Annotated in this window: 28 protein-coding genes; 9 read left to right on the top strand and 19 right to left on the bottom strand. The window is 44.1% G+C overall.

All coding sequences use genetic code 11. The features are described from left to right. The first annotated feature begins 213 nt into the window (after positions 1-213). Positions 214-1,506 (top strand): hemolysin family protein, encoded by a 1,293-nt coding sequence (locus LZG73_RS08940; RefSeq protein WP_233847820.1) that lies wholly within the window; start codon positions 214-216, stop codon positions 1,504-1,506. A 37-nt stretch (positions 1,507-1,543) separates the two neighbouring features. Then, on the top strand, positions 1,544-1,957 hold the full coding sequence (locus LZG73_RS08945) for a hypothetical protein (protein WP_233847822.1): 414 nt from the start codon (positions 1,544-1,546) through the stop codon (positions 1,955-1,957). Between the two features lie 53 nt (positions 1,958-2,010). On the opposite strand, the gene galU is transcribed toward LZG73_RS08945, so the two are convergent. From galU to atpA, 6 genes are all read right to left on the bottom strand, one after another. After that, on the bottom strand, positions 2,011-2,874 hold the full coding sequence (gene galU, locus LZG73_RS08950) for a UTP--glucose-1-phosphate uridylyltransferase GalU (RefSeq protein WP_233847825.1): 864 nt from the start codon (positions 2,872-2,874) through the stop codon (positions 2,011-2,013). A gap of 102 nt (positions 2,875-2,976) precedes the next feature. Beyond that, entirely contained in the window at positions 2,977-3,972 is a 996-nt protein-coding gene (locus tag LZG73_RS08955; RefSeq protein WP_233847827.1) for a mevalonate kinase, read from the bottom strand. Positions 3,973-4,130: 158 nt separating this feature from the next. Further along, positions 4,131-4,661, bottom strand: coding sequence for a YceI family protein (locus tag LZG73_RS08960; RefSeq protein ID WP_233847829.1), 531 nt, complete (start codon positions 4,659-4,661; stop codon positions 4,131-4,133). A gap of 130 nt (positions 4,662-4,791) precedes the next feature. Continuing rightward, on the bottom strand, positions 4,792-5,523 hold the full coding sequence (locus LZG73_RS08965) for an outer membrane lipoprotein-sorting protein (protein ID WP_233847836.1): 732 nt from the start codon (positions 5,521-5,523) through the stop codon (positions 4,792-4,794). Positions 5,524-5,654: 131 nt separating this feature from the next. Then, positions 5,655-6,539 carry an ATP synthase F1 subunit gamma gene (gene atpG, locus LZG73_RS08970; RefSeq protein WP_233847837.1) on the bottom strand — a complete coding sequence of 295 codons (885 nt, stop codon included), beginning with the start codon at positions 6,537-6,539 and terminating at the stop codon, positions 5,655-5,657. Between the two features lie 6 nt (positions 6,540-6,545). Then, on the bottom strand, positions 6,546-8,123 hold the full coding sequence (atpA, locus tag LZG73_RS08975; protein WP_233847840.1) for a F0F1 ATP synthase subunit alpha: 1,578 nt from the start codon (positions 8,121-8,123) through the stop codon (positions 6,546-6,548). Between the two features lie 289 nt (positions 8,124-8,412). Between atpA and LZG73_RS08980 the strand changes: the two genes are divergently transcribed. From LZG73_RS08980 to LZG73_RS08995, 4 genes are all read left to right on the top strand, one after another. Next, complete coding sequence (locus tag LZG73_RS08980; protein WP_233847845.1) at positions 8,413-9,171, top strand: FKBP-type peptidyl-prolyl cis-trans isomerase; 759 nt, start codon at positions 8,413-8,415, stop codon at positions 9,169-9,171. Positions 9,172-9,184: 13 nt separating this feature from the next. Then, complete coding sequence (locus tag LZG73_RS08985) at positions 9,185-11,308, top strand: carboxy terminal-processing peptidase (protein WP_233847846.1); 2,124 nt, start codon at positions 9,185-9,187, stop codon at positions 11,306-11,308. A gap of 141 nt (positions 11,309-11,449) precedes the next feature. Beyond that, positions 11,450-12,034 (top strand): GNAT family N-acetyltransferase, encoded by a 585-nt coding sequence (locus LZG73_RS08990; RefSeq protein ID WP_233847848.1) that lies wholly within the window; start codon positions 11,450-11,452, stop codon positions 12,032-12,034. A gap of 31 nt (positions 12,035-12,065) precedes the next feature. Further along, the gene (locus LZG73_RS08995; protein WP_233847850.1) at positions 12,066-12,677 is read left to right on the top strand and encodes a DUF1801 domain-containing protein; all 612 of its coding nucleotides are present in this window, start codon (positions 12,066-12,068) and stop codon (positions 12,675-12,677) included. A 44-nt stretch (positions 12,678-12,721) separates the two neighbouring features. Here LZG73_RS08995 and LZG73_RS09000 read toward each other — a convergent pair whose 3' ends face one another. From LZG73_RS09000 to LZG73_RS09020, 5 genes are all read right to left on the bottom strand, one after another. Continuing rightward, on the bottom strand, positions 12,722-13,210 hold the full coding sequence (locus LZG73_RS09000; protein WP_233847852.1) for an HmuY family protein: 489 nt from the start codon (positions 13,208-13,210) through the stop codon (positions 12,722-12,724). Between the two features lie 191 nt (positions 13,211-13,401). Beyond that, positions 13,402-13,938 carry a YceI family protein gene (locus tag LZG73_RS09005; protein WP_233847860.1) on the bottom strand — a complete coding sequence of 179 codons (537 nt, stop codon included), beginning with the start codon at positions 13,936-13,938 and terminating at the stop codon, positions 13,402-13,404. Between the two features lie 24 nt (positions 13,939-13,962). After that, the gene (locus tag LZG73_RS09010; RefSeq protein WP_233847862.1) at positions 13,963-14,301 is read right to left on the bottom strand and encodes a n-acetylglutamate synthase; all 339 of its coding nucleotides are present in this window, start codon (positions 14,299-14,301) and stop codon (positions 13,963-13,965) included. Positions 14,302-14,303: 2 nt separating this feature from the next. Beyond that, a complete protein-coding gene (locus tag LZG73_RS09015) occupies positions 14,304-14,690 on the bottom strand; it encodes a glyoxalase/bleomycin resistance/extradiol dioxygenase family protein (protein ID WP_233847864.1) in 387 nt (128 codons plus the stop codon). 67 nt (positions 14,691-14,757) lie between these two features. Continuing rightward, a complete protein-coding gene (locus tag LZG73_RS09020; protein WP_233847866.1) occupies positions 14,758-15,567 on the bottom strand; it encodes a helix-turn-helix domain-containing protein in 810 nt (269 codons plus the stop codon). Positions 15,568-15,779: 212 nt separating this feature from the next. Here LZG73_RS09020 and LZG73_RS09025 point away from each other — a divergent pair, with 212 nt between their 5' ends. Both LZG73_RS09025 and uvrB read left to right on the top strand, forming a co-directional pair. Then, positions 15,780-16,634 (top strand): cupin-like domain-containing protein, encoded by an 855-nt coding sequence (locus tag LZG73_RS09025; protein WP_233847868.1) that lies wholly within the window; start codon positions 15,780-15,782, stop codon positions 16,632-16,634. Between the two features lie 75 nt (positions 16,635-16,709). Continuing rightward, positions 16,710-18,728, top strand: coding sequence for an excinuclease ABC subunit UvrB (gene uvrB / locus LZG73_RS09030; RefSeq protein ID WP_233847871.1), 2,019 nt, complete (start codon positions 16,710-16,712; stop codon positions 18,726-18,728). On the opposite strand, the gene LZG73_RS09035 is transcribed toward uvrB, so the two are convergent. From LZG73_RS09035 to LZG73_RS09045, 3 genes are read right to left on the bottom strand one after another with little or no spacing between them, the layout of a single operon-like run. Beyond that, a complete protein-coding gene (locus LZG73_RS09035; RefSeq protein ID WP_233847872.1) occupies positions 18,725-19,024 on the bottom strand; it encodes a type II toxin-antitoxin system RelE/ParE family toxin in 300 nt (99 codons plus the stop codon). The two genes, uvrB and LZG73_RS09035, sit on opposite strands and share 4 nt — an antisense overlap. Next, positions 19,011-19,259, bottom strand: coding sequence for a hypothetical protein (locus LZG73_RS09040; protein ID WP_233847874.1), 249 nt, complete (start codon positions 19,257-19,259; stop codon positions 19,011-19,013). The genes LZG73_RS09035 and LZG73_RS09040 overlap by 14 nt, the downstream gene beginning before the upstream one ends. A gap of 30 nt (positions 19,260-19,289) precedes the next feature. Next, entirely contained in the window at positions 19,290-19,826 is a 537-nt protein-coding gene (locus LZG73_RS09045) for a 5' nucleotidase, NT5C type (RefSeq protein ID WP_233847876.1), read from the bottom strand. A 113-nt stretch (positions 19,827-19,939) separates the two neighbouring features. Here LZG73_RS09045 and LZG73_RS09050 point away from each other — a divergent pair, with 113 nt between their 5' ends. After that, a complete protein-coding gene (locus LZG73_RS09050; protein WP_233847878.1) occupies positions 19,940-20,689 on the top strand; it encodes a DeoR/GlpR family DNA-binding transcription regulator in 750 nt (249 codons plus the stop codon). A gap of 14 nt (positions 20,690-20,703) precedes the next feature. On the opposite strand, the gene LZG73_RS09055 is transcribed toward LZG73_RS09050, so the two are convergent. From LZG73_RS09055 to ileS, 5 genes are all read right to left on the bottom strand, one after another. After that, on the bottom strand, positions 20,704-20,856 hold the full coding sequence (locus tag LZG73_RS09055; protein ID WP_233847880.1) for a hypothetical protein: 153 nt from the start codon (positions 20,854-20,856) through the stop codon (positions 20,704-20,706). A gap of 83 nt (positions 20,857-20,939) precedes the next feature. Continuing rightward, positions 20,940-21,335, bottom strand: coding sequence for a hypothetical protein (locus LZG73_RS09060; protein ID WP_233847881.1), 396 nt, complete (start codon positions 21,333-21,335; stop codon positions 20,940-20,942). Continuing rightward, the gene (locus LZG73_RS09065; RefSeq protein ID WP_233847883.1) at positions 21,332-22,111 is read right to left on the bottom strand and encodes a 3-hydroxyacyl-CoA dehydrogenase; all 780 of its coding nucleotides are present in this window, start codon (positions 22,109-22,111) and stop codon (positions 21,332-21,334) included. Before LZG73_RS09065 ends, LZG73_RS09060 begins: the two co-directional genes overlap by 4 nt. Positions 22,112-22,302: 191 nt before the next feature. Next, positions 22,303-22,743 (bottom strand): DUF6934 family protein, encoded by a 441-nt coding sequence (locus LZG73_RS09070; RefSeq protein ID WP_233847885.1) that lies wholly within the window; start codon positions 22,741-22,743, stop codon positions 22,303-22,305. After that, positions 22,744-26,181 (bottom strand): isoleucine--tRNA ligase, encoded by a 3,438-nt coding sequence (gene ileS, locus LZG73_RS09075; RefSeq protein WP_233847892.1) that lies wholly within the window; start codon positions 26,179-26,181, stop codon positions 22,744-22,746. It abuts the gene before it with no gap. Between the last annotated feature and the right edge of the window lie 207 nt (positions 26,182-26,388).

Genomic DNA, 26,388 nt, shown 5'->3' on the forward strand with positions numbered 1-26,388 from the left:
ATTTAAAGAGCGGGCAAATGCCGTTTTATACTGTCAAATGTCAGCCTGAAATTGTATTAAAAACATTTCCGTCTGCGTATAAGCTGTAAGTTACAAAAATTACAGGCCCGGTGGGAAAACGCATGACAATGCGTCTGTCTTATCGCGTGGAATGCTTTTTTCATAAAATGCATCTAATCATCTTTTTTATCCCAAAACACATCCTCACTAGGAATGGCTATCCAGATTATCATCACATTAGTGCTTGTCTTGTTGAACGGTTTTTTTGTCGCAGCGGAATTTGCCATTGTTAAAATTCGGGCTTCACAATTGGAACAAAAGGTGCAGGAAGGCAACAAAATGGCCATTCTTTCCAAAAAAATTGTCGCTGATCTGGATGGATATCTTGCCGCAACGCAGTTTGGAATCACGCTCGCCAGTCTTGGATTGGGCTGGATAGGGGAGCCCGTCGTGTCAAAAGTTTTGATCGGCGGCATGGAGCTTGTTGGCATTTCCCTTGATCCAGAGCTGGCGCATCAGATTGCTTTGCCGGCTGCATTTGCCATCATTACCGTCCTGCACATTGTTTTCGGAGAATTGGCCCCGAAATCAATTGCCATACAGCGTCCGGAAGCGACAACGTTATTTCTGTCTTATCCGCTGCACGCCTTTTTCCTTGTTTTTCGTCCCATTGTCTGGATTCTGAATGGCATTGCGAGTTTTATCCTCAAAGGCGTCGGCATCACGCCTTCGCATGGGAGCGAGGTGCATAGCAGTGATGAGTTGCGTTATCTGGTTCAGCAGCAGAAGGAAAGCGGGATGATAGAGGCGGCGGATTATGATCTGATCAAAAATGCATTCAACTTTTCAGAACGGATTGCCAAACAAATCATGATCCCGCGCCCGCAAGTTGTCGGCGTTGATATTAATGATTTTGATGAGGCGAAACTTGAAAAAATCATTGAAGAAGGTTACTCGCGAATTCCGGCTTATGAAGATACATTGGACCAAATTGTCGGCGTTTTGCATTTGAAGGATTTGCTTTTGAAAATGCGTCAGGGCAAGGAAATTGTCCTAAAAGAACTCATCAGGCCCATTTCTACGGTGCATGCTTCCAAGCCAATTGGCGCATTGCTTCGTGACTTCCAGGTTAGCAGACAACAAATGGCCGTTATTATTGATGAATATGGCGGCGTGGATGGGATTGTTACGATGGAGGATATTTTGGAGGAATTGGTTGGTGAAATTCAGGATGAATACGACAATGAGCTTCCCATCGTCAAAAACGAAAGTGATAACACTTACACAGTCCTGGGCTCTGCCTCCATTTCGGATATCAATGACAGATTACCGCATGATATTTCAAAAGAAAGCGATTATGAGACATTGGCGGGCTATTTGATTTACAGATTTGGCCGAATCCCGGCTGTGGGTGAAAAGCTAAAAACGGAGGACTTTGAATTCACAATCCTCAAAAAGCAACGCAGCACCATTAGTCAAGTTAAAATCCTCGTTTTTGACGATTGATTCGTTTTTTCGTTTATTTAAGTCATTCCCATAAAAAATGAACACGTTCTTTTTGATAACCATCACATGTTTGCTGGCTAGCTATGGTGACGCATTGGCGCAGGCCAAGAAGAAAGATTCATTTCCAACATATGAGCAAATCAGGGGAAATAAATCGGAGACTTATGATTTCGTCGCGCCGCAAAATGTGCGATCAGGCGCGCCGCATTCCGTTCCGGCAACCAGTGAGTTTCATCTCATCAAACGTTCCATTGTGACAGAGCACGGATTTGACGTTTTTGGTTATCCGCAAGACAGCGTTCTCTATTTTTTGAACGGCAGAAAGGAGAAGAATGCGGAGCGGGCGGAGAAGGAGATCCGGACGAAAAGTAAAAATATCAGGGATATTTCCATCGGCGCAATGGACGCCAAAGGAAAGAGAACGATCCGGATTGATTATGACGTGAAATAACTTAGCTTTCAGCTATGTCAGCCGCAGCGCATCGGGCTGACATAGCTGACGTTCTATTTGTTCAGAATATCAATTAAAAACTTTCTGAACGGCTCGGCGAATTCTTTTCGTTTTAATGCAAACTCAACCGTTGTTTTCAAGTAATCCAACTTATCACCGATGTCGTGGCGCTTGCCTTCGATGCGGTGAGCGTAAATGTTTTCGCGTTTCAAAAGAAGCAACATGGAGTCCGTGAGCTGGATTTCGTTGTTTTTTCCTTTCGGCGTTTGCTCAATGGTGTTAAAAATTTCTGGTGTTAAAATGTAACGTCCGGCAATGGCGAGATTGGAAGGAGCGAGATCAAGCGCTGGCTTTTCAACCAATGTGCTCAATTCCATAATCGTGTCACTTAGCGACGTTCCGCCTACAATTCCATAACGATTGACTTTATTGGCAGGCACTTCTTCAACGGCGATAACCGATCCGCCATATTGTTCATATGTGTCCATCAACTGCTGTGTAACCGGGATCACCGAGTCCATAATGGTGTCTCCCAAAAGCACTGCAAATGGCTCATTGCCAACATGATGACGCGCATAATAGATGGCGTCGCCTAATCCGTTCGCTTCCTTTTGCCTTACAAAATGCACATTAGCCATATCAGCCAGACGACGCATTTCATTGAACCACATTAAATCTTCTTTCTCTTCCAGCCGGCTTTCCAGTTCCACATTGCGGTCAAAATGGTCTTCAATCGCGCGTTTCCCTTTCCCGGAAATGATCAGAATGTCCTCAATTCCCGAATCCACAGCCTCCTGAACCACATATTGGATTGTAGGAATGTCGATAATTGGAAGCATTTCTTTCGGCATTGATTTGGTTGCGGGCAGGAAGCGCGTTCCAAGTCCGGCGGCAGGAATTACAGCTTTACGAATCATAAGTTGGGTTTTGGCCGTCAGCACTGGGCTTCCGGATTATATTTTGTGTTTAATAATTTTGAATGTAATGAACGTCCTATTCAGCTTTCAAACATTGCGCCGCTAAACGACAAATGGCTTAATCACGCGGGCATTGTGTTTTTTGAGTTGAACAAACAATTGATTGAGCATGTCATCATCGTGGTAAATTCCGATGATCGTGCCGCCGGAACCTGCGAATTTGGCCGAAGCGCCGCATGTTCTGGCCGCATTGATAAGCCTTTTATTGGATTCGGGCACATTGTAAATCTTGCAGCGCAGGTCAAAATTCTCGTTCATCAACTGGTGCAGATCATGCGCCCGGCCTTCTAGTAATGCGCTTTTGCCATCCGCTGCTTTTTGAGCAATCTGGCCCAGCACTTCAATGACGTCCTGTTCGCCGCGGTCAAAACGCGTTCTTACATCGCTATGGACTTTCCCGGAAACTTTGCTGAGGTTCGTGTTATAGGCAACATACAATTTTGGCAAAAGCGCGGGATTAATGCGCTCATAATTGCCAAATCCCTGATTGTCAATTAACGTTTTGTCAAAATCCATGTAAACGCAGCCTTCGTAACATTGAATCACACGATCCTGCAAACCGGCTGTAATGCCAAGCTCCTCAGTTTCGGTAACCATTACAAGCTGCGGAAGAATTTGAAGTGGGATTTCTACTTTGTAAAACTGCATCAGCGCCCTGAACAACGCAACGACGATCGCGCTGGAACCCGACATTCCGACTTGTCTGGGAATCGAAGATCGGTAACGCACTGTAAAATTGCGGTTGGGGAGCCTGATTCCGTTGTCCTCGCAGAAATCACCGAATTTCTTAATGCCTGCTTTGATCAGTGGGATGCCGCCATTATAGCCGAGCATGCTGACAGTGTCGCGCAAGTGGAAAATGCTGCGGAAGGTGCTCTCATCCTGCGGTTCAGACTCAATGTGCAGCTCCGGGGATTCGTAAAGTGAAATAGAAGCGCCAAAATTTCTTACAGAAATGGAGATCGTCTTGCCGTAAAAACCGTCGGAAGGGTTGCCTAATAACCCGGCCCGGGCATAAGCGCGTGTTTCAATTATCAAGGTAAAATTCTTTTTTAGCCAAAAGTAATAACTTAATGACGACACAATGAATTTTCTCCCTGATAAGGATTTATTTATTCAGAAACTGGCTGGGCACAAAAAAAGCGCGGATATAAAATATCCACGCCCGTTCTGAGAATAGGTTTACTATATATATGTTATTGCTTCACGACCTGAATATTCGCGATAAGCTTCACTTCGTCTCCTACAACGACACCGCCCGCTTCGGTTACTGCACTCCACTCCAAGCCGAATTCTTTACGGTTGATTTTTCCAGAAATTTCAAATCCTGATTTATTGTTGCCGTAAAAGTCAGTCATGTTACCGCCATATTCCACCGCAAAGTCGATTGGTTTTGTAACGTTTTTGACTGTCAGGTCACCTTTCAAAGAGTAACTGTCGTCTCCTTTTTTAACCAACGTTCCTTTGATCGTCAACTTTGGGTGTTTTGCTGAGTCAAAGAAATCGCCTGACTTCAAATGCTCGTCGCGCTGCGCCTGGTTGGTGTCAATGCTATCAACGTCAGCTGAAAAGTCAATAGTTGCTCCTTCAAAATCCTCTGTTTCAGTTACTACTGATCCTTCGAATGTTTTGAATGCTCCCGTTACAGTGGAAATCACAAGGTGTTTCACTTTGAATTGAACTTCGGAATGTGTTGGGTCAATAACCCAGGTTGTTGCAGTTGCCATATCTTTCTGTATTTAATGTTTCAACATTTAATGTATATACATGTAAATTTAGAAAATAGTTTCGTTGCCGTAAAAAAATCCTGAGAATTTAATTTCATCAGGATTTCAAAAGTCTGCATTAAAAGCGATGTTATTTCGGCATTGCGAAGATTGCCTCGTCAATTTTCGGATTGACTTCCAATGTGCTGATCTTTAAGACCATTGCCGTTCCCGGCATTGCGGATGTGGTAACTTCGGATGTGTAAGGATAAGTGATGCCATCGACCTGACGAAAATCAGATTGTGTATTTTCAGAACTCACTTCCTGGCCGTTCATAGTCGTTCGCACGACCATTTTCAGAATATAAAAAGTGTCTTTGGAAATGTAATTGGTCCGCTTGGTGCCGTTTGGCAAAGCCATTGTGACTTTATAAACTTTTGCGCCAGCCAAATCCTCTTCGCCGTCCAGGGTTAATGTGTAACCTTTTTGTTTGTAATTGTATAAGCCAGTCAGATCGGTTTCGGTCGCCATCGCTTTCACGGCCTCTTCAGGCAATGCGGTTGCGGTTGTCTGGCCGGTCATGGGGTTAATGGTCCAGCCTGTATTGCCGTTGATCGCCTGCACAACGGTCATTCCCTGCACGGTTGTTTCACTGCGAAATCCTTTGTTTTGGACAATTGTCGTGCTAATCGGCACTTTCATGTTCATAACGTCCATTTCTGCTGTGATTTTCAAACTTTGCAGTTTAGAAAGCTTGTCTGCCCCGCCCATTGCCTTGACGTGCTTATCAATAATCTCGTCCAGGTTTTGCGCAGAAGCAATGTTTATAGAGGAGACAAAGCAAATGATTATCAGCGATTTTGAAAGGATGGATCTTAGCATGATATGGTTGTTCGTTTTAGTTTGAACTTCGAAACGGAAGCGTTATTGTAAATTGGGATAATAATGGCACAAAAAAAACGAGTGGAAGAATTACCAGCCACCCGTTTCGATATAACTTTTACTTTGTTCTCTTAGTTCTTCAAAGCTTCTGCTCCGCCAACGATTTCAAGGATTTCAGTTGTAATCGCAGCCTGACGCGTACGGTTGTAAACCAGTTTCAGTTCTTTCAAGAGCTCCTGAGCATTCTCAGTCGCCTTATCCATCGCCGTCATACGAGCACCTTGTTCCGAAGCATTCGATTCTAAAACAGCACGGTAAAGTTGTATTTTCAATGATTTGGGGATCAATTCAGCAAGAATCTCTTCCTCAGTCGGTTCGAAAATGTAATTAACCTCCGTCGTCTTTGTTCTTGTTGCTTTATCTTCCGTCGCAATCGGCAAGTAACGATCCGTATGAATAATTTGCGTTGCAACGTTTTTAAATTCGTTGTAAACCAAATCAACCGCATCATACTGGCCATCTGAAAACGCCTTCATGATTTCTTCCGCAGCCTGTTTAACAGCAACGAAATTCAATCTGCCAAAAAGGTCCATGTAAGTTTTGTTCACTACAAAACCTCTTTTTGCAAGCGATTCAGCGCCTTTTTTACCAATGGCGAAAATTTCAACGTTTCCTTTCGCAGCCTGCGCCGCATATTTTGATTCAATTAAAAGCAATGTTGCTTTCACGATATTCGTGTTGAAAGCACCACACAATCCGCGGTCAGAAGTAACAACTATGATAAGCACCTTTTCAACCGGACGAGCCGTTTTCAAAGGACTATCCACTGCAGTTTCTGCGCCCGAAGACACTGTTGTAAGCATATCACCGAGCTTCTGAGCGTAAGGTCTCATTTGCATGATGTTATCCTGAGCCCTGCGCAACTTTGCAGCTGCAACCATTTTCATGGCTTTGGTGATCTGCTGCGTGGAATTTACGGATACGATCCGGTTACGGACTTCTTTTAAGCTCGCCATAATTGATTAACGATATTTTACAGCAACTTCACGCGCAACTTTGTCAACTACATCGGTTACGCTGTTGTCCAATTTACCTGCACGGAGAGCCTGTAAAGTGTCTTTATGCTGAGCAGTCAAAACAGTAAGGAAATCTTTTTCAAATTCCTTCACGCGGTTCACGTCAACCAAGTCAAGCAGACCTTTTGTAGAAGCATAAACTGTTGCAACCTGCTGTTCAACCGGAACTGGTGAGTATTGAGGTTGTTTCAGAACTTCCTGATTACGGCGACCTCTGTCAATGGCAAGTTTAGTAGCCGCATCAAGATCAGAACCGAATTTAGCAAACGCTTCCAATTCACGGAACTGCGCCTGATCCAGTTTCAATGTTCCAGAAACCTTCTTCATCGACTTGATCTGTGCATTACCACCCACACGTGACACCGAAATACCCACGTTGATGGCAGGACGAATACCAGAGTTAAACAAGTTCGACTCAAGGAATATCTGACCGTCGGTAATCGAAATTACGTTTGTCGGAATATATGCTGAAACGTCACCCGCTTGTGTTTCGATAATTGGAAGAGCAGTTAATGAACCACCGCCTTTAACGATTCCTTTCAATGAAGGAGGAAGGTCGTTCATGTTTCTTGCGATCGTATCATCAGCGATGATCTTGGCAGCACGCTCCAAAAGGCGGCTATGCAGATAAAATACGTCACCAGGATAAGCTTCACGTCCCGGAGGGCGACGCAGCAGCAAAGAAACTTCACGATAAGAAACCGCTTGCTTGGAAAGGTCATCATAGATAACCAATGCTGGACGGCCTGTATCTCTGAAGAACTCACCAATCGCTGCACCTGTAAATGGTGCGTAAAATTGCATTGGTGAAGGATCTGATGCACCGGCAGCAACGATTACCGTGTAATCCATGGCTCCGTAACGGCGAAGTGTTGCTTCAATTCCTTTAATGGTTGAGGCTTTTTGTCCGCAGGCTACGTAAATACAGAAAACAGGTTCGCCCTTGTCAAAATATTCTTTTTGATTGATGATTGTATCAATTGCGACAGCCGTCTTACCAGTCTGGCGGTCACCGATGATCAATTCCCGCTGGCCACGGCCGATGGGGATCATTGCGTCGATTGCCTTGATACCGGTCTGAAGAGGCTCCGTTACAGGCTGACGGAAAATAACGCCGGGAGCTTTGCGCTCAAGTGGCATTTCGTAAAGTTCGCCTGTCAAAGGACCATTTCCGTCGATGGGTTCAGCGAGTGTATTCACAACGCGGCCTATAATTCCGTCTCCAACGCGTACAGAAGCGATTTCTTTGGTCCGCTTCACGGTGGCTCCTTCCTTGATGTCGCTAAAATCACCCAGCAACACGGCTCCGACGTTGTCTTCCTCGAGGTTAAGGGCGAGGGCTTTAAGGCCATTCTCGAAAACAAGCAGCTCACCTGCCTGCACCTGGGATAGGCCATAAATGCGGGCAACACCGTCGCCAACCTGAAGGACTGTTCCTACTTCTTCGAGTTCTGCTTCTGATTTAGCTCCTGCAAGTTGTTCGCGCAGGATGGCCGAAACTTCATCCGGTCTAACAGATACCATAGTATAATTGACTTATTGAAAGTATAGTAGTAAGTTTTTGAAAACTGCCGCAAAGGTAGGGCTTTATTTCGGTATAAAAAGAATGTTTCGGTTAAAACCTGTGCCTAAAAATTAGATTTTTCCAAGGTTTTTGATGCTGCCCAGCCCTCGAAATAGATTTTGCCGTTTATCATTCATAATTGACATTTTTAAAACTTTTTTAGGTACTATTTGTGTTTTTGTTGTAATTGAGTTCGTTAACAACACTTACAATTCCATTCTTACATTAATTGACCATCCTTAGAGCGTAATGTACAAATTAGAAAAAACCATTTTAGCAGCCTTCGTATTAGCATTTTTGGTAACAGCAGAAAGCACAGCACAGACTATCAAGAAAACAACAAAACCGGCAACAGCAGTAAAGAAAGCGCCGGGCACACCAGTAAAAGCAGCAGCAACCTCCGCCGTACTCAAAAATCAGATGGATTCTTTGTCAGCAGCAATTGGTGTAAGCTTCTCAAATTCATTAAGTTCACAAGGAATTACGGATATTAATACGGAAGTTTTGACGAAAACAATCAATGCTTCATTGAAAGGTGGCAAGACGGCATTTTCGCCAGAAGACGCTAACAAGTTTATTGGGGAATATTTTCAAAAAATAACAGAAGAAAAAGGAGCCGTGTTTAAAATCGAAGGAGAGAAATTCTTAGAAGAAAATAAGAAAAAAGAAGGCATCGTTACAACAGAAAGCGGCCTTCAATATCAGATCATTAAGACGGGCGACGGGCCAAAACCTGCTGCAACCGACAAAGTTAAAACACACTATCATGGCACGTTAACCAATGGAACAGTTTTTGACAGTTCGGTCGATAGAGGCGAGCCGGTTGAGTTTCCGGTTAATGGTGTGATCAAAGGGTGGACAGAGGCGTTACAGCTAATGCCCGTTGGTTCGAAATGGAAGTTATTCATTCCTTACCAGCTTGCATATGGTGAACGCGCAGCAGGCCCTCAAATTCCGGCTTATTCAGCTTTGGTTTTTGAGGTTGAATTATTAGAAATAGTGAAATAGCAAACATTCAACAATGAAAAAGTACTTAATCACGCTTATTCCAGTAGTGTTGCTGGGCTGGCAGCAAGGGCCTGTTCAGGAGAAGGCAGCAAATATACCAGCTGCAGAGGTGTCAATGGAGGACGATATAAAGCCCATTCCTGCACAGTTTAAGGCCGAGGAGCTAACGACCCGGATTCTTTCCAGTTATCATTACCGGAAGACCAGGCTAAGCGATTCGTTGTCTGAAGCGATTTTTGATAAGTACATTGACGGGATTGATCACGGTAAACTTTATTACCTGGCCAGCGATCTTGCCGATTTTGATCAATATAAAAAATCCTTTGACGACTATCTTCAAAAGAGAGAACTTGATGTTCCTTTTGAGATGTACAATGTGTTTAGAAAACGCTATAAGGAAAGGAGCGACTACATTCAAACCTTGCTGAAAGCGCCAAAACCGTTTGAATTCACATCTGATGAATCCATGAACACAGATCGTGAAAAAGCAACCTGGGCGAAAAGCACAGACGAATTGAACGACACTTGGAGAAAATATCTGAAAAGCGAAGCACTTGACCTGAAATTATCGGGAAAAGCTGACACGGCGGTTGTTACCATGCTGCGCGAGCGTTACAAAAATAGAGATCGTGCATTGGGCCGTATTCGTACAGAACAGGTTTTCCAGATGTTTATGAACGCATATGCTGAGTCAATGGACCCGCATACGAGTTACATGGCACCAACTTCGGCGGATCGTTTCAAACAAGAAATGAGTCAGTCGTTGGAAGGAATCGGTGCATTGCTTCGTGAAGAAGACAATTATATCAAAATTGTAGAAGTTATTCCGGGCGGACCTGCATTTAAAGGAAAGCAGCTAAAAAAAGAAGATAAAATTATTGCAGTTGCACAAGGTGACGAAGGCAAAATGGTAGACATCGTCGGCTGGTTTGTGGATGATGCAGTAAAGCTGATCAAAGGGCCAAAATCAACGGTTGTGCGTTTGCAAATTATTTCTGCTGATGCGCTTCCAGGCACGCCTCCAAAAGAATATCGAATGGTGCGTGAAAAGATCAAATTGGAAGAGCAACGTGCTAAGAGCGAGATTGTTTCAGTTAACAATGCCAATAAGGAATACAAAATTGGTGTGATCGACATTCCCTTGTTCTATCGTGATTTTGAAGGTGCGCAACATAAAGAAAAAGAGTTTTCAAGCACAACACGCGACGTTCAGAAACTGATCACAGAATTGCAGGCTTCTAATGTTGATGGAATTGTAATTGACCTGAGAAATAATGGTGGCGGATCTTTAACGGAGGCCGTTTCTTTGACAGGTTTGTTTATCAACAGAGGACCCGTTGTACAGGTGAAAGAAGGCCAGGGCGAAGTGGAAGTGCAGTCAGACAATGATCCGACCATTGCTTACGACGGTCCGATGGCTGTGATGGTCAACCGTTTTAGCGCTTCTGCATCGGAAATTTTCGCGGCAGCAATTCAGGATTACAAACGCGGAATCATCGTTGGCGAGCAGACATATGGTAAAGGAACTGTTCAAACATTGATCGACCTGAACCAGTGGGTGCCCAAGGAAACAGATCAGCTTGGTCAGGTAAAACTGACTGTTGCCAAGTTTTATAGAATCAACGGAAGCAGCACGCAATTGAAAGGTGTAATGCCTGATTTGGAACTGCCAACTGCATTCAAGGTAAATGAATATGGTGAAGGTTCTCAGCCAAGCGCATTGCCTTGGGATCAAATTGCATCCTCCCGTTACGAGCCAACCAACAACATCAATGCGAAAGTGGTAGATCAGCTGAAAGGCAAATACAACCAGCGTCTGAAATCAGATGAAGAATTGAAAACATTGGTTAAAACACTAGACGAGTTTAAAGAAGCGCGCGAAAATAAAGTGGTTTCATTGCAAGAGTCAAAACGTAAAGTTGAGCGAGACGAAGCTGAAAAGAAAAGAGCTGCTATGAAACAGCTTGGTGAAGACAATGCAGACGGCGATGATGAGGAAGAAGATGGCAAAGCCGTTGAAGCTCCAAAAGAGGTTAAGAAAAAGAAAGACATTTACTTAACCGAAACCAGCCGAATGCTTGCCGATTTAATCGTGATCTCAAAAGAGCCAAGCTTGGCAGGAGCTAAGAAGAAGTAATTGAGATAATATATAAAGTTGAAAGCCCGGGCTGTGGAGTCCGGGCTTTTTTTATGCCCATAGAACTGCCTTATTCTTCACACTTATTTTAGAAAAAAACTATATTTATCTCCAATTGAGAATTCAGCGGGACGCACATTTATGAGCATTAAGACGATAGCCACGGAGGATTTTATCCTTACAAAAATGACCGAGGCCGATGGAGATAAGTATTACAGGTTGAGTAACAATGCCAATGTGATGAAGTTTGTGACGGGCCATGCTTTGGATCGTGAGGAGTCGGATAAAATGTTACGCACTTTCCTGGCAGAATATGGAGATGATACGTTTCTGGGCAGATATTTAATTGAAAGCCGCGCTACGGGCGAACTGATAGGAACGGCGAAACTGGACAGCGATGGCAATGAGGTTGAGATTGGTTACCGGATCATGGAGGAGCATTGGGGGAAAGGAATAGCGACCGAAATTGCGCGCGGACTAATTAATTTTGCAAAACAAAAAATGAGCGCTGAGCAAGTAATTGCCTATGTGAATGTGGGCAATGCGGCATCCATTCGCGTGCTAGAGAAAGTTGGAATGATCAATGTTGAACGAATCGAAGGTCTTGATGAGGTTAAGTTCAAATTTGCTTACGCACCCAAGAGATATTTGTTACAAAACAAAGTGCTTTACATTATTTTGGGGCTGATCGCTATTGCCTTGATTGCCGCCTACATTGTTTACTAACGTCTAAAAAACCATCGGAATAAAGCATTCAATGGACAAGACCGACCCAAGAATCGACGCATATATTGTCAAATCGGCTGATTTTGCAATTCCCATTCTTTCCTATCTGCGGGATCTCGTGCATGCTTACTGTCCCGATGCGACCGAAACCATGAAATGGAGCTTTCCGCATTTTGAATACAAGGGAAGCATTCTGTGCAATATGGCTTCGTTTAAGCAACATTGTTCGCTTGGATTTTGGCATGGCTCGCGTTTATCAGATCCCAATAACCTGCTTGCAGTGGGTGAAAAAGCATCTATGGGGCACTTGGGACGGATAACGAAGCTGGGAGATCTGCCGGATGAGTCAGCTCTGGGAGATTTTATTGTCCAGTCAATGCAGCTGATTGACAGCGGTGTAAAAATGCAGCGTGAACCCAGGCCTGTTAACAACAAAGAACTCGAAGTGCCCGGTTACTTTATTGAAGCAATGACGCCAGAAGCCCTCGCAACATTCAATGGTTTCAGTTATTCGCAGCGGAAGGATTATGTGGAATGGATCATTGAGGCTAAAACGGAGGCAACGCGCGAAAGGCGCATGGCGACAGCCGTTGAATGGCTTGAAGAAGGTAAAATCCGCCATTGGAAATATGCGGTAAAATAAAAAATTGGGAGAGCTTCAAGAACCTTCCCAATTTATCATTTCAACTAAAAGTTCCCGTTTTCGTCCGCAAAGGCATATTGGAATGTAAGATAGCTGGACTCCTCAGTAGGCAATTCTTCCGGCGCACCTTTGTAATAACTGATAATCTGAACCTTGGCATAACGGCCATCGACCGTTTTAATCAAAAGCGTCACGCTCCCAATCGGCCTGATCGCGTGAACGGTCATGTCATATTTATACCAGGAATTTCCACTGCCTCCCGGAATAGCAAATGCGCTTTCCTGATCTGATCTATAACCGTCTTTCGGTGCTTCCAAAACAGCTTCGAATGGCTGCTGAACCATCAATGCGCCTGCCTGACCCGGTCCGCTGCTGCCGCTGTTGATTGCAATGGTCGTTTTGCTGAATGCAATGTCCCAATTTACAGTTTTCGCCTCGCTGGCTGACACATCTTTTCCTTTGGCCAAACTGAAATAGGCATAAGGTTGCGTGTTTGCATTAAGGTCGTTTATTACGATTATTTCTGAGCTCATGTTTTCGTTGTCTTGCTGCAAGTCTTTGGTGACAAAATTGATAGCGCCAAGATAACTTTTGTACGTAAGATCAGCTTCTAATTTTTAATTTTTTGTGAAAATTGCAGAATGTATTTCCCACAGCATTCTGAATAAGACAATAAAAAGCCCAGCCCTTCTGAGCTGAGCAAGTCTTTAAAATCCATGAACGTTTACTTGATAATCGCCTTTAAGCTGACTATTACGACATCCTTCAATTTCCAGTCCTTCGTTCCAATTTTGTAATCAAGCCGATTGATTTCAAATGTGCTTGAAAGTGCATAAGTGCCATCCGGGTTTTTTTTTGCTTCAAATGGCAGGGTTACCGTTTTGGTCACATCGCGGATAGTCATTTTACCGGTTGCCTCATACTTCCCGTTTTTCTTCTCCACTTTGGAAGACTTGAAATTGATATTGGGATATTTCTCAACATAAAAATATTTGTCGCTTTTCATGTCCTTATCCCGCGAGTTATTGCCCGTCTTGAATGTGTTAGCCGCGATGTCCAGGTCAAAAGAAGCGTTTTCGAGTGATTTTTCGCTGAAAATTGCCGTTCCTTTTGGTGCATCAAATGTTCCTTCACAAGTGCCCAGCACATATTTCACACTAAAATCGGTGGAACCTGAAATGACTTTGGAGGTCTGCGCGAAACTGAGGCTGCATTCGATTAAAACGAGCAGTAGGGCAAGCAATCTCAAACTGGTTTTCATAACACTCAATAACGATTAATGCAGTTAAATTTCTTCCAAAAGCGATTCTCCTTCCGATTGATCACCGGAAGTCCACCGCCATTTTTCATGCATACGGATTTTCCCGTTCGCAAGTTGCTCAGGCGTCGATTTACAAATGCCCGTCGTAATCTCGCCTTTGTCATTCACCTGGTGGTAACGCATGTCGAGGTTCCCGTTTTCATCCACCAATGCGATCAAATGGCCCGTTTGGATTCTGCCGCCGGAATAAGTTGAGGTGACAATGTTGCCGTTTTGTTTGTAAACAAATTGCATCGAAAGGTCAACCTCGCCGTTTTCCGAGTTGGAAAGCGGGACAAAAATTTTGTTGTTATAATTAATCATGGTCAAAGAACAGATGTGATCCACCAAACATTGCCGCAAGGATCTTTAACGCCACAGCTGCGGCCGTAATCCTGGTCGGCGGGTTCCATTACGCTGGTCGCGCCCTCGCTCAGTGCTTTTTGAAAAGTGTCGTCAGCATTATCGACATACACAAACAGGTTGGCAGGCTGGGCTGGCCACTCGCCGCGACTGTCGCAAAACATGATCGTGCTTTCTCCTATGCGCACCTCGCTGTGCTTGATCGCATTCGCGTCATCCTCCTGATAATGCGTTTGCGTGATCACGCCGGCAAACACATTGGTCGTAAAATCTTTGAATTTCGAGGCTCCGTCAAGCATAAGATAAGGCATTACAGCTTGGTGGCCGTTGGGGATTTTTACAGTGCTCATAATTTTTGTTTTGAAGTTTTAGCAAATGTAAAGGAGCGGCAAAGCCCGAAATTGGAAAAACACGACATCAAGCGTCTCTATATTCACTTCCTTCCGTTTTGCCCGAAAAATAGAAGCGCGGATGCTGTCCGGAAAATGCTTTGAAATCATGGATAAAATGAGATTGATCGTAATATCCGCATTCATAAGCAATCTCCGTCAGCGATTTGTCTTTGCTTCCATATGCATCCAGCGCATGCTGAAATCTAATGATCCGCAGATAAAGTTTGGGACTGAAACCAGAAAATGCCTTGAATTTGCGTTCAAATTGCCTCGTCGATAGAAAACTTTGTTCTGCAAGCCGCTGCACATTAGTCAGCCCGTTATTTCTTATAATGTCATGGATGACTGAGAAAACCGCAGGTTCAGCCGCCATATTTCTCATCAGTAAGGACTCCAAAAATCCTGAAATAACGGCAACGCGCTCTATGTGATCTTTTGCCAGCATCATGCGCTCCTCCAAGCCATTTTCCTTCTTGCCCAGAAAAGTTTGAATGTCGGGCATTTGATCCGTAAGTTCGGTTGAAGGCATGCCAAAAAGAACTGGAATTGCAAACGGATACAGGTAAACTCCGAAAATTCCAAAATCCTCCTGAATGACAAATCTTCTGAAATATTGCGACTGGCCATGTATGCCGGAATGAAACGATGACTCTGTCTTGTCATTCGCCACAAACTCATCAAAACGGCCTTTGTAATGAAAAATAAGCTCTGCGCAACCGTCAGCCATGGTCCGGTGAATGTATGGTTTACCCGACCCGACCTCATGTTCGAGCACCCAAAAAAATCTTACGTATTTTGCAAGCGCAGGAGATGGTGGTATGGTAAAATATTTCATTGCAACCGTTTAAAATGAGCATTCCACTAATTCTATATATTAGCTGCGTTGTTCTCGTGACGTTAGAAATTTATATTTTTGAAATCTCTTTAATACATTTGATACAACTAAGATTCATAAAATTTTAGAATTATTCGCTGTCATCCGTTGTTAGAAAAGAATTCTGCTGATTAGCATTTCCATAGTCGATTACCATTTACTCAGTTTCTGACATGAAATTAGTGCCCATAGAGAAACGAAGCGGCCTTACCCGTGAAGAATTCATTGAAAATTATTTAAAACCAAGTCGTCCGGTTGTATTTACCGATTTGGCAAAAGACTGGCCGGCAGTTCAGAAATGGACATTCGAGTGGCTTCGTGAAAATCATGGCAATATTGATGTCCCGCTGGTGGATAACCATTTGCATGACGCCGATAAGTATTTTCAAATCGCAAAAACGATGAAGTTTGGCGATTATCTGGAACTCATTCAGGGCGGCCCGACCGATTTGCGAATTTTCCTTTTTGATATATTCAAAAAAGCACCCGAATTGGCTAACGACATTCGTTTTCCGACGATCATGGATGGCTTTTTGAAATCCTACAAATTTGTATTTTTTGGTGGACAAGGCTCAATTACCAGCCTCCATTACGATATGGATTGCTCCAATGTGTTCTTAACGCAGTTTCAGACCCGCAAGCAGGTTATTTTGTTTTCGCCAGAAGAAAGCAGGAGACTATATCATCATCCGTTCACGGTAATGAGCAAAGTGGACCCGATCAATCCGGATTACGAGCGATTCCCGGCATTGAAGGGTGCGGTGGGACACGAAACCACATTGCTGCACGGTGAAACGATTTTTATTCCTTCCCTTTGGTGGCATTATATCCGTTATGTCGACGGCGGTTTCAGTCTCGCACTGCGTGCGAACAATTCCATTTTTACAGCAGTTCGCGGCGGTATGAACCTTGTGCGTCATACGTTTGTGGATAGAAGCATGACCAAATTGCTCGGCTTGGGCTGGCAACATTGGAAAGAAAAGAAAGCTGTCGAAAACGCAAAAGAAGCACTCACGGAACAGGTGTAGCACGATTCGAGAACGCATTTCAAAGAACTATTCTATCTTTGAAATGCGTTATCTTTATGATGCTTACACTTCGTTATGGACTTTGAAATAACCTCAGAATACCAGCCAACAGGAGATCAGCCTGTTGCTATCCAACAACTTGTACAAGGAATCGAAGCCGGAGAACCAGCCCAGACGCTTTTGGGCGTAACGGGCTCTGGCAAGACATTCACCATTGCCAATGTGGTGAAGCAAGTTAAGAAACCTACACTCGTATTAAGTCACAATAAAACGCTTGCTGCCCAGCTTTACGGGGAGTTTAAGCAATTCTTCCCGCAGAATGCCGTAGAATATTTTATTAGTTACTACGACTATTATCAGCCGGAAGCTTTCATTTCGAGCACCAACACGTACATTGAAAAGGATTTGCAGATCAATCAGGAGATTGAAAAGCTGCGCTTACACACTGTTTCGTCGCTCATGAGCGGCAGGCGTGATGTGATTGTTGTGGCCTCTGTTTCATGCATTTATGGTGCTGGCAATCCTAACGAATATAAGAAGAGCATTGTCAGTGCCAAACTCGGTGACATTGTTAGTCGGAATCAGTTTCTTTTTCGTTTGGTTGAAATCCTTTACAGCCGCACGGAGCTGGAATTCAATCGCGGAACATTCCGTGTAAAAGGTGACACAGTCGATGTGTTTCCGGGTTATGCAGATTTTGCTTATCGGATCATATTTTTTGGAGATGAAATTGAAGAAATTCAGCGCATTGAACCGGAGACCGGCAAGAAGATTTCCTCCGAACGCGCAATCGCCATTTTTCCTGCCAATCTTTTTGTGACGGGAAGAGATGTTTTGACCCAATCCATCAAGGAAATTCAGGATGATCTGGTCATGCAGATCAATTATTTTACCAAAGAAGGCAGGCTAGCAGAAGCCGAAAGGGTTAAAGAGCGCACGGAGTTTGATATGGAAATGATGCGTGAGCTGGGTTATTGCTCAGGAATTGAAAACTATTCGCGTTATTTTGACCGCCGCCTGCCCGGAGAACGGCCATTTTGTCTGCTCGATTATTTTCCGGATGATTTTTTAATGGTCGTGGACGAAAGTCACGTGACTATGCCGCAGATCCGCGCAATGTGGGGCGGCGACCGTTCGCGGAAAGAGCAGTTGGTGGAATATGGTTTCCGCTTGCCATCTGCATTGGACAACAGACCATTAACCTTTCAGGAATTTGAAGACATGACGCCGCAAACCATTTTTGTGAGCGCCACGCCAGCTGATTATGAGCTTAGGAAATCCGAAGGCGTTGTCGTTGAGCAGATTATTCGACCAACCGGCTTGCTTGATCCTGAAATTGAAGTTAGGCCAAGCCTGAATCAAATAGACGATTTGCTCGAAGAAACGAACAAACGCATTGCTATGGGTGATCGTGTTCTGATAACGACGCTTACGAAAAGAATGGCCGAGGAGTTGAGCAAATATATGGAACGGGTGGGCGTCAAATGTCGCTATATACATTCAGAAGTGAAGACGCTGGATCGTGTTGAAATTTTAAGAGAGCTCAGGTTAGGGATTTTTGATGTGTTGGTTGGCGTGAATTTGCTTCGTGAAGGGCTCGATTTGCCGGAGGTTTCGCTCGTTGCCATTATGGATGCCGATAAAGAAGGATTCTTGCGCGACACACGTTCGATGATCCAAACCATTGGCCGCGCAGCGCGAAATGATCGTGGAAAAGTAATTATGTATGCCGATGTGATGACCGGTTCCATGCAACTTGCTATTGATGAGACAAATAGGAGAAGGAGTATTCAGCTTGAATACAATGCAGAGAATGGCATTACGCCCAAAACCATTTTGAAATCCAAAGAGGCCATCATGGAGCAAACCTCTGTCGCCGATTCCAAAGTCCGCAAAGTTTATGTAGAGCCAACCGAGGTTCGCATTGCCGCCGATCCGATTGTCCAATATATGGGTAAAAACGATCTTCAAAAACTTATCTCCGAAACCCAGCGAAAAATGGAAACCGCCGCCAAGGATCTGGACTTCCTGGAAGCAGCCAGGTTAAGAGACGAGCTCATGCAATTGAAAGAGCGGGCGAAGGTGGCGGCTTAGTAGAATTGCTTAGGGTTTCGACTGGTATGAAAAATAGAAACTATGAACACAGTTTCTAATGTTTCATCGACCCAGTAAACAATCACGTAAGGAAAAACCTTTAATGGTGCGAAATGCAGTTCGTTGTCATATTTGGCAGCGAACTTGTATGGATTTTCAGAGATTGAGGAGAGATATTTTGAGATTTCTTTGAAGAACTTTCTGCCTAAACCGACCAACTGCTCATCATACCAATCGTAAGCCTGAGAAAATTCAATTTCCGCCGGCTTTAAAATTTCAATGCTATATTGACTCATAACGGGCTTTTACATCCGACCATGGTTTAGAAGTTATATTGCCTTCGAGAAATTCCTTTTTACGTTTCAAAAGTTCAGCTCTTGCTTCGTCCGAAACGACAAAATCTTCTTCAAGCGCATTTTTAATTTGAATTTTTTCAACCTCATCCATGCCATTAATCACTTCAATGAGCTGATCCACTGAGATATTTATAGAAACCATAGCTTTATTCGTTTGACGTTTTGCTAATCTCATTCTAAAATACAAAAAATTAAACTTCTTCCATTAATTTGCTAGTTCACCTGTCAGCATTGCCAGCACTTCCTCCCAACTATTAACCCGCGTGTGTTTGGTGACGTTAATGTTGTGACTTGCCGTAAAGAGAATGGGCATTCCTTTGCAGAAATCGAGGTTTTTCAGGTGATCGTCGATCAGATAATCAGTGTCGATGACCCTCTTATCGCCGCAGAAAACGATGTTTTTCCAGGATATGAATGGCAAATGTTCGTTGAGCCAATCGTGTTTTTCAATGAGTGAATTTGGGAATTCCATAGCTGCGGATACGATGAAAATGTCATAGTTTTCCTGCAATTTTCGTACAGCCTCAGCAGCTCCTTCAATCATTGGCGCGTGGCGGAAAAAGCCCGTTTTGTAAATAAGACTCCTCGCGGCAGCGGGATTGGGGAAAGCGTCATCTTCCGGAACGCCTAGTAAATCTTCTTTGGGGATTCTGACGCCAAACTCCTTTTCATACCAATTGATCCAATTTGTTTCAATATCAACGATGACATTATCCATGTCAATGGCAATCGACTTTTTCATAAATTATTAAACTTTATCTTGCAACTTCATGCAACAAATGTAAATTTTATCTGCAATATTTTGCGATATTATTTATTATTAGTTTCTATTTTTACATAAAACGCCAGGTAGCAATGTTAAAAGAAGAAAGGTTTCAGCTCATATTGGATCGACTTAACAATGATCAGAAAGTTTACCTGGCCGGGCTAAGCACATTGTTGAATGTTTCCGAGGACACAGTTCGAAGAGACATTAAAGAGCTTGCAGATCAGGGACTTCTGAAATCCGTTAGGGGAGGAGCAGTGCCGCATTCGCCCGGGCCGCATCATTTCCGTGACAGAATTTTGCATGATAATGAGCAGAAGCAAATCATTGCAAAAAAGGCGCTGAGTTTCTTGAAAGACGATCAGCTCGTTATTTTTGACGGAGGCACGTCGGCCGTGCTCATTGCCAAATCGCTTCCGAAAGACATTCGGCTGACGGTGGTAACCAATAGTTTTCCAATCGCGTCCATCCTGGAAGAGCACGAACACGTTGAAGTCCTGTTTGCCGGCGGTCGGTTATTGAAGGATTCATTTGTCACTATTGGCAATGATACGATCCAGTTTTTGAAAAAATTCCGTGCTGATGTGTGCCTGCTTGGGATCTGCAGCATTCATTCGCACCTCGGCGTAACCGGGCCAAACTATGAAGAAAGTGAAGTGAAACGTGTTATGGTTGAATGTTCAAAAGAGGTGATCGCACTTGCATCTGTTGAGAAGTTAGCCACTGCGGAAACCTATTTTATCTGCCCGGCTGAGCAGTTAACGGCAATTATAACCGACCAGCCGGCAGATAAGGAAGCGTTCAAAATTTACACAGACATTGGCATTCGGATGGTCTGAGGCCACTTCCAATGCTAATCCATCTTGTCCTTTTGCACTTCTTCCGTTTTGAAAAATGTGTCGTCTATTGTCTTCGTTTCTTGATTGATTGCATTGGCAAAACCAAGCATGTAGGCCATAGCAAGCCTCGTAAGCCATTTTTTCGCGGCTGAAAATATCTTTTCCATTCCATTTGCTGATTAATGAAAAACGGGAAACCCAGTCCTCTGCGGAAAGGGGCACATGATCATCTGACAGGCATCAGATGCGTTTAGCAAGGGAAATGAAATGGTTCTTCCGAAGAGAAAGATCTGTTTTTGAGAAATTGACCAGTCGCGCGCATGACAATGTGCAGCAAGTCAGGAGCAAGGGAAACCGCTAATGCAGTTTTTAAATGAAGTTTTTGGGAAAGAAAAATGAATTGCTCGCATTGCAAGTTCCGACTTTTGAAATGAACTGTTAGCTTGTCAAAACCCGTAAAAGAATGAGAAAGTGCTGCGATTTTCGGTGCTCTCTCTTCGACTTTTGCAGCAGAAATAACCTCCTCAATTCGATAAACAGACCGCGGTTCTGCAAAATTTTGTGCAACAATGCTTGTTAGCAAAAATGCTAGAAGCAGCCACCGCCACATTGAATTTCCGTTTCCTATGACCCGTTTTTCTTTCATCGCGGACTCATTCTAATCGCCCCATCCAGGCGAATCACTTCACCATTGAGCATCGGATTTTCAACAATGGATTTGGCAAGCAATGCATATTCAGAAGGTCTGCCTAGTCTCGAAGGAAATGGGATTTGCTGTCCTAGTGAAATGCGGGCTTCCTCAGGCAAGCCGAGCATTAATGGCGTTTCGAAAAGCCCCGGCGCAATAGCCATCACGCGGATTCCGGATTTTGCAAGATCGCGTGCGACGGGCAAAGTCATGCTTACAATGGCTCCTTTACTCGCGGCGTAGGCAACCTGACCCATTTGTCCGTCATAAGCGGCAACCGAAGCCGTGTTAATGATCACACCGCGTTCGCCTTCATCATTTGGCGCATTCTTGTCCATTGCAAACGCAGCCAGCCGCATCACATTGAATGTGCCAATCAGATTGGTTTTAATGGTTTTTTCAAAAAGATCAAGTGAATGCGGGCCATAAATGCCATCCGCTTTGCCAACAATCTTAAGCGCCGGAGCAATGCCAGCGCAGTTGACAACAATTTGTATAGATCCAAATGTTTCCAGCGCCAGGTCAACAGCGTTTTGCACATCAACCTCACTGGAAACGTCGGCTTTTATAAATATGATTTTATCGAAAAATTCAGCTTGTAACGCTTCCCCGGCGGCCTCATTCAAATCAAGAATAACAACATTCGCTCCTGATTCCACAAACGACCGTACAGTCGCTTCACCAAGCCCCGAGGCTCCGCCGGTGATAATTGCTGTGGAGTTTTGTAGTTGCATAGAATATTACTTCCTGTGCAAATTTCCAGGAGGAGGGTATTTTTCCAGAGTCTTACGAGCTCGCTCGGTTTTTTCCAACACTATTTGGGGTATTGGAAGGTTATCCAGTAGCGAATTGTAAGTGATGTTGTCGGTTTTCCCAGATTTTTTATCGAGCACTTTCATTTTTTAGGAAGACTGTTTTTATAAAGTTAGGGCTTTTTCTCCGCTAAAAAACCTTCAAAATTAATATTCGGTTCAAATGCAAACCATTGACCGTCTTGAAGGCCGCTAATTAACAGGTCGGATTGTTCAGGATCATAAATTTTTGAAATAGCAATTTGATAGAGTCGCGTTCTGGTAGGCGTGCTGCCTTCGAAATAAATTCTCTTACCAGGATTGGAATCAAGAAATTGGTGGATAGTAGAAATTACCGTAACAAGAACTTCCGGCATGTCTCCATTGTCCGTTACAGATAAGTCATCATAATTTCCCGTCACCGTGTTATAGTCAAGAAGCGATAAGTTAAAGGTGTCAAATGTCACGGGCGTAAACAATATGGCCTTTTCGAAAACACCCCGCTTCCCGACACTTTGGAACTGGAAGCGGGTGTTTTCTTTATTGCTTTCGGTTAGATATGCTTGATACTGCATTTAAACAACCTCAATCTTGACTTTCAATAAAAACTCATCCATTTCAATCTCATTAGCTTCGCCGTTGAGGTCGGGGATAAGGTTTAGTTCCAATGCCTGCACTTCCTGGCAGATGTAATCTTTGTTGGCTGTTACGGCGTTGGTTAGGAGTTGATCGTTGTCTTGAAGCGTGATCTTTATCTTATCTGTTACTTCGAAACCGCTGTCTTTACGAAGGTTTTGGACACGGTTTACAAAATCGCGCGCAATTCCTTCGAGACGCAGATCATCTGTAATTGTAATGTCAAGCGCTACAGTTAGGCCGCCTTCGCTGGCTACTAACCAGCCTGGAACGTCTTCTGCGTGGATTTCGACGTCCGTTAGAGCGATTTCAATGGGCGATGTTGCTGCGTTAAGCGTGATTAAGCCATTTCGCTCGATTTCCTTAATCGCAGCTTCGTCCATGGCGGAAATTGCTGCGGCAACTTCCTTCATTTTTGGGCCGAATTTTGGTCCTAATGTCTTGAAATTTGGCTTTATTTTCTTGATCAAAATCCCGCTGTCGTCATGCACAAACTCAATGTGCTTAACATTCACCTCAGACAAGATTATGGCCGTAACCTGCTCGATCTGACGTTTTGTGTTGTCATTTAGAACCGGGATCAAGATCTTCGATAATGGTTGACGTACCTTGATTTTATGTCCTTTACGGATTGAGTGAACGAGCGAGCTGATCGTTTGTGCCTGCTCCATTGCTGCTTCCAAGTCAAGATCCACAACCTCGGTTTCAATTTTTGGCCAGTAAGTCAAGTGGACAGACTCGTATTTATGATCTGTATTATTCGCAATCGAAGCCGCACGGTCGCCGTCGGTCAGGTTTTTATATAACCATTCTCCAAAAAATGGCGCGATAGGCGACATTAATTGTGAAACTGTAACTAAGCAATGCTGCAATGTTTCGTAAGCAGCTTGTTTATCTTCTGTTAAGCCTTCGCCCGAATCCTGCGATGGGTTCCAGAAACGGCGACGGTTGAGGCGGATATACCAGTTTGAAAGCTGATCCGTGACAAAATCCTGAACCAGTCGGCCAGCTTTTGTTGGATTATAGTCATCAAACTGCTCGCCGACTTCTTTTACCAATGTATTCAACTTTGACAAGATCCAGCGGTCTAGCTCCGTGCGCTTTTCAATGGGTACAGAAACAGCTTCGTGAAATTCATAACCATCCAGGTTAGCATATAAAGCAAAGAAGTTATAAGTGTTCACAAGTGTTCCGAAAAACTTGCGCTGCACTTCACCAATGCCGTCAATGTTGAATTTCAGGTTATCCCAAGGCTCCGCATTGGTGATCATATACCAGCGCGTGGCGTCCGGGCCGAATTTTGACAGTGTTGCAAACGGATCAACCGCATTACCAAGACGTTTGGACATCTTGTTGCCATTTTTATCCAAAACCAAACCTGTTGAAACGACATTTTTGAATGCGACCGAATCAAACAATAATCCGGCGATGGCGTGCAAAGTGAAGAACCAGCCGCGGGTTTGATCCACGCCTTCCGAGATAAAATCTGCGGGATAGCTTTGGTTAAAAATCTCCTGATTCTCAAACGGATAGTGCCATTGCGCATAAGGCATCGCACCCGAATCAAACCAAACATCGATCAGATCCGGCTCACGATGCATGACGTGGCCTTTTTTCGAGACCAGCACAATGTTATCGACATATGGCCTGTGCAGGTCGTAATCGCCGTTTTCAAGTTTTAACAAATAAGCCGAATTGTTAGCGGCCTGCTCCCTCGTCAAATGTTCCGAAAGCAATGCTTCTTCCAATTGATCCTTCAATTCCTCGATTGAGCCAATGCAGATCTCGTCGCCGTGCTCGCTGCGCCAGATCGGCAGAGGCGTTCCCCAGTAACGCGAGCGCGACAGGTTCCAGTCGACCAGGTTTTCCAGCCAGTTGCCAAAACGGCCCGTCCCGGTGCTTTCGGGCTTCCAGTTGATGGTTTTGTTCAATTCCACCAAACGATCCTTCATGTCCGTGGTTTTGATAAACCAGCTGTCGAGCGGATAATACAAAACTGGCTTGTCTGTACGCCAGCAATGCGGGTAAGGGTGCTCGTATTTTTCAACTTTAAATGCTTTGCCTTCCTCTTTCAACCTGATCGCGATCAAGACGTCAGTCGCGCGGAATTCCGGGTCATTTTGCTCTTCGTCAGAATAATATTCGGGCTTTACAAACCGGCCTGCATAATCTGTGATTTCTTTTACAAACCGGCCTTGGCGATCCACAATCGGCACATCTTTGCCTGTTTCATCTTTCACCATAATCGCAGGAATTCCATTGGCTTGCGCCACCCGGAAGTCATCCGCGCCGAATGTCGGTGAAGTATGCACAACGCCCGTTCCGTCCTCTGTGGTCACAAAGTCACCCAAAATTACGCGGAATGCACGTGTGGCCGGTTGCACGTAAGGCAGCAATTGTTCGTATTCAATGCCTTCCAGATCTTTTCCTTTGAATTCTTTCAGGATTGTCCAGGGAAGCAGCTTTTTGTCGCTGGCTTCGTAACCTTCAAAATCGCCGTCATGGCCTTTTTCGGAAAAATATTTTGAAACCAGATCCTTTGCCAAAACCACCGCGACTGGCGCGTGCGTGTATGGATTAAAGGTTTTCACCAGAACATAATTGATGTTAGCACCGACCGTCAAAGCCGAGTTCGCAGGAAGCGTCCATGGCGTGGTTGTCCAAGCGAGGATGCGGATGTCCAAACTTTGCAGACTTACCAAGTCTGAAAAGACTTGGTAAGTCTCAGGCTTAGTCACCTTGAACATGGCCACAATCGTCGTATCCTTCACGTCCCTGTAAGTCCCCGGCATGTTCAGTTCATGAGACGAAAGTCCGGTTCCGGCTGCGGGCGAGTAAGGCTGAATGGTGTAACCTTTGTATAGTAATCCTTTGTCATACAGCTTTTTAAGCAGGTTCCAAAGGCTTTCGATGTATTCGCTTTTGTAAGTGATATAAGGATCTTCCAGATCAACCCAATAACCCATTTTCTCGGTCAGGTCATTCCATTGATCCGTAAATTTCATCACCGTCTGGCGGCATTTTTCGTTGTAATCTTCAACGGAAATGGTTTTTCCAATGTCGTCTTTGATAATGCCGAGTTCCTTCTCAACCTGCAATTCAACAGGAAGTCCGTGCGTGTCCCAGCCTCCTTTTCTTTTGACTTGAAAACCCTGTAATGTTTTGTAACGACAAAAAATATCCTTGATCGAACGAGCCATAACGTGGTGAATGCCAGGCGTTCCGTTTGCAGATGGCGGCCCTTCATAGAATGTGAATGAAGGAGCACCTTCACGCGTTTCAACCGATGCTTCAAAGATCTTTTTGTCCTTCCAGAATTTCAGAACTTCGTCTCCTATTTGCGGATAACTCAGATTTTTATATTCGTTGTATTTCATATGTGCTGTGGCTTTTAGCGCTCCGCTATTAGCCTTGTAATGTAAATGCAATGTATTATTAACACCAACCGGGATTTTTAAGAGCGCAAAATTACGATTTTTTTTCCGCTAAAAGGAGCCTCAACACTTTTGATTGTCAATGCAGAATCGCGGTAAATAAAGAAATTCTGCTCCTAATGCGGCGCGACTTCTTGTTTTACGAAATGT

The organism is Dyadobacter sp. CY326 (genome assembly GCF_021390515.1).
Classification (GTDB): Bacteria; Bacteroidota; Bacteroidia; order Cytophagales; family Spirosomataceae; genus Dyadobacter.